The sequence below is a fragment of the Fortiea sp. LEGE XX443 genome (genome assembly GCF_015206815.1).
Lineage (GTDB): Bacteria > Cyanobacteriota > Cyanobacteriia > Cyanobacteriales > Nostocaceae > Nostoc_B.
Window position 1 is genome coordinate 1 of the sequence record NZ_JADEXZ010000146.1, and the last position, 3,224, is coordinate 3,224.

The window sequence follows — 3,224 nt, forward strand, 5'->3', positions numbered from 1 at the left end:
TTACGAAAGAGGCTTTTTGAAAATAGAGACCTGGCATCGAGCTATTGTGGCAGGAGGCGACCCTCCAACTATCGTAGCCGCAGCAGCGTTTCACATCTGAGTTCGGGAAGGGGTCAGAGTGGTTCCACAGCGCCATAGACACCAGGAAAGCTGAGAAAGGGTACAAAGACCCTGAAGACTGCACAAAAAAGCGAGAAACAAATGTGGAGGTCAAGCCCTCGGTCTGTTAGCACGGCTCGGCTGCATACATTACTGCACTTCCACCTACCGCCTAAGAACGGGTGTTCTGCCCGTGACCTTACCTACTTAAAGTAGTGAGAACACTCATCTTGAGGTGGGCTTCCCACTTAGATGCTTTCAGCGGTTATCCGCTCCGCACTTGGCTACCCAGCGTCTACTGTTGGTACAATAACTGGTACACCAGCGGTGCGTTCCTCCCGGTCCTCTCGTACTAAGGAGGACTCCTCTCAATGTTCTAACGCCTGCACCGGATATGGACCGAACTGTCTCACGACGTTCTGAACCCAGCTCACGTACCGCTTTAATGGGCGAACAGCCCAACCCTTGGGACGTACTTCCGCCCCAGGTTGCGATGAGCCGACATCGAGGTGCCAAACCTCCCCGTCGATGTGGACTCTTGGGGGAGATCAGCCTGTTATCCCTAGAGTAACTTTTATCCGTTGAGCGACGGCCATTCCACGCTGCGCCGTCGGATCACTAAGGCCTACTTTCGTACCTGCTCGACTTGTCGGTCTTGCAGTCAAGCTCCCTTTATGCCTTTACACTCGTCGCACGGTTTCCAAGCGTGCTGAGGGAACCTTTGCGCGCCTCCGTTACCTTTTAGGAGGCGACCGCCCCAGTCAAACTGCCCACCTGAAACTGTCCTCTCTCCGGCTGACGGAGATGAGTTAGAATCCTAGCTTCGCCAGAGTGGTATCTCACCGTTGGCTCCATATTCCCCACAAGGAATATTTCAGTGCCTCCCACCTATCCTGCGCAAGCGAAGCCCGGACACCATTCCAGGCTACAGTAAAGCTTCATAGGGTCTTTCTGTCCAGGTGCAGGCAGTCCGTATCTTCACAGACATTCCTATTTCGCCGAGTCTCTCTCTGAGACACCATCCAGATCGTTACGCCTTTCGTGCGGGTCGGAACTTACCCGACAAGGAATTTCGCTACCTTAGGACCGTTATAGTTACGGCCGCCGTTCACCGGGGCTTCGGTCGTCAGCTTCAGTTTCCCTGACCAACTTCCTTAACCTTCCGGCACTGGGCAGGCGTCAGCCCCCATACGTCCTCTTACGAGTTTGCGGAGACCTGTGTTTTTGGTAAACAGTCGCCTGGATCTCTTCACTGCGACCCACGTCTGAGGTGGGCACCCCTTCTTCCGAAGTTACGGGGCCATTTTGCCGAGTTCCTTAGAGAGAGTTATCTCGCGCCCCTTGGTATTCTCAACCTCCCTACCTGTGTCGGTTTCGGGTACGGGTACAATATGTTCAATGCATGACTCGCTTTTCTTGGCACTATCCTTCACCATGCGACGGTCGTAACCGTCTCCCAAACCAATCAGGGTATGGCTATCTTTCATGCGTCCCGAGCAATGCTCCCATATCATAGTCAGGGAATATTCACCCTGTGTCCATCGACTACGCCGTTCGGCCTCGCCTTAGGACCCGACTCACCCAGAGCGGACGAACCTGGCTCTGGAACCCTTAGGGTTTCGGGGCATTGGATTCTCACCAATGTTTTCGCTACTCAAGCCGACATTCTCACTTCCGTCTCGTCCACAGCTGCTTGCCGCTACTGCTTCTTCCTACTACGGAACGCTCCCCTACCACTTACATTGTAAGTCCACAGCTTCGGTACATCGCTTAGCCCCGTTCATTTTCGGCGCAGGAGCGCTTGACTAGTGAGCTATTACGCACTCTTTCAAGGGTGGCTGCTTCTAGGCAAACCTCCTAGTTGTCTGTGCACTCCCACCTCCTTTATCACTTAGCGATGATTTGGGGACCTTAACTGGTGGTCTGGGCTGTTTCCCTCTTGACGATGAAGCTTATCCCCCACCGTCTCACTGGCAATGTGTTCTCTGGGTATTCTGAGTTTGTCTCGATTTGGTACCGGTCTCCCAGCCCGCACCGAAACAGTGCTTTACCCCCCAGATTTAATCATTACCGCTGCGCCTCAACACATTTCGGGGAGAACCAGCTAGCTCCTGGTTCGATTGGCATTTCACCCCTAACCACAACTCATCCGCTGATTTTTCAACATCAGTCGGTGCGGACCTCCACTTGGTGTTACCCAAGCTTCATCCTGGCCATGGTTAGATCACCAGGGTTCGGGTCTATAAACACTGATTTTCGCCCTCTTCAGACTCGGTTTCCCTTTGGCTCCAGCATTCTCGCTTTAACCTACCAGTGCCTATAAGTCGCCGGCTCATTCTTCAACAGGCACGCGGTCATCCGTTGAATCGGACTCCCACTGCTTGTAAGCTCATGGTTTCATGTTCTATTTCACTCCCCTTCCGGGGTTCTTTTCACCTTTCCCTCGCGGTACTGGTTCACTATCGGTCACACAGTAGTATTTAGCCTTACGAGGTGGTCCTCGCTGATTCACATGGGATTCCTCGTGCCCCATGCTACTCGGGATTCAGCTACTATCCTTCAGTTTTCGACTACAAGACTTTCACTTCCTCTGGTGCAGTATTTAGCTGCTTCGTCTAACCTCTAGATTCGATATTGCTGTCCCACTACCCCAAAAGGTAAACCTTTTGGTTTAGGCTCTTCCCCTTTCGCTCACCACTACTGAGGGAATCTCTGATTTGATTTCTCTTCCTCCAGCTACTAAGATGTTTCAGTTCGCTGGGTTGGCTCTTTCCTGCCTATATATTCAGCAGGTAGTATATAGGGTTGCCCCATTCGGATATCTCCGGCTCAATGTTTGCTTCCAACTCCCCGGAGCATTTCGTCGGTAACCACGTCCTTCTTCGCCTCTGTGTGCCTAGGTATCCACCATTAGCTCTTATTCGCTTGACCACTAAACATTTGGTGTTGGCTTTTGCTCACAAATCTTTCCTCTTTTGTCTTTGGTTTTACCCACGACTTTCGATTCTCAACTTATGATTGCCTACTTTTCTCGCTTTTCTATGCAGTTTTCAAGGTTCTGGCTGGTTTTTCCCAGCAGTCTGACTTTCGCCTCGTTGCTGAGTTTTTTCCTTTTTTATTTGTTT

2 rRNA genes are annotated in these 3,224 nt (G+C 51.7%); both read right to left on the bottom strand.

Annotation, left to right across the window (positions count from 1 at the left end):
* Positions 1-28 precede the first annotated feature (28 nt).
* Positions 29-146 (bottom strand): 5S ribosomal RNA (gene rrf / locus IQ259_RS26780).
* 60 nt (positions 147-206) lie between these two features.
* Positions 207-3,030 (bottom strand): 23S ribosomal RNA (locus tag IQ259_RS26785).
* Between the last annotated feature and the right edge of the window lie 194 nt (positions 3,031-3,224).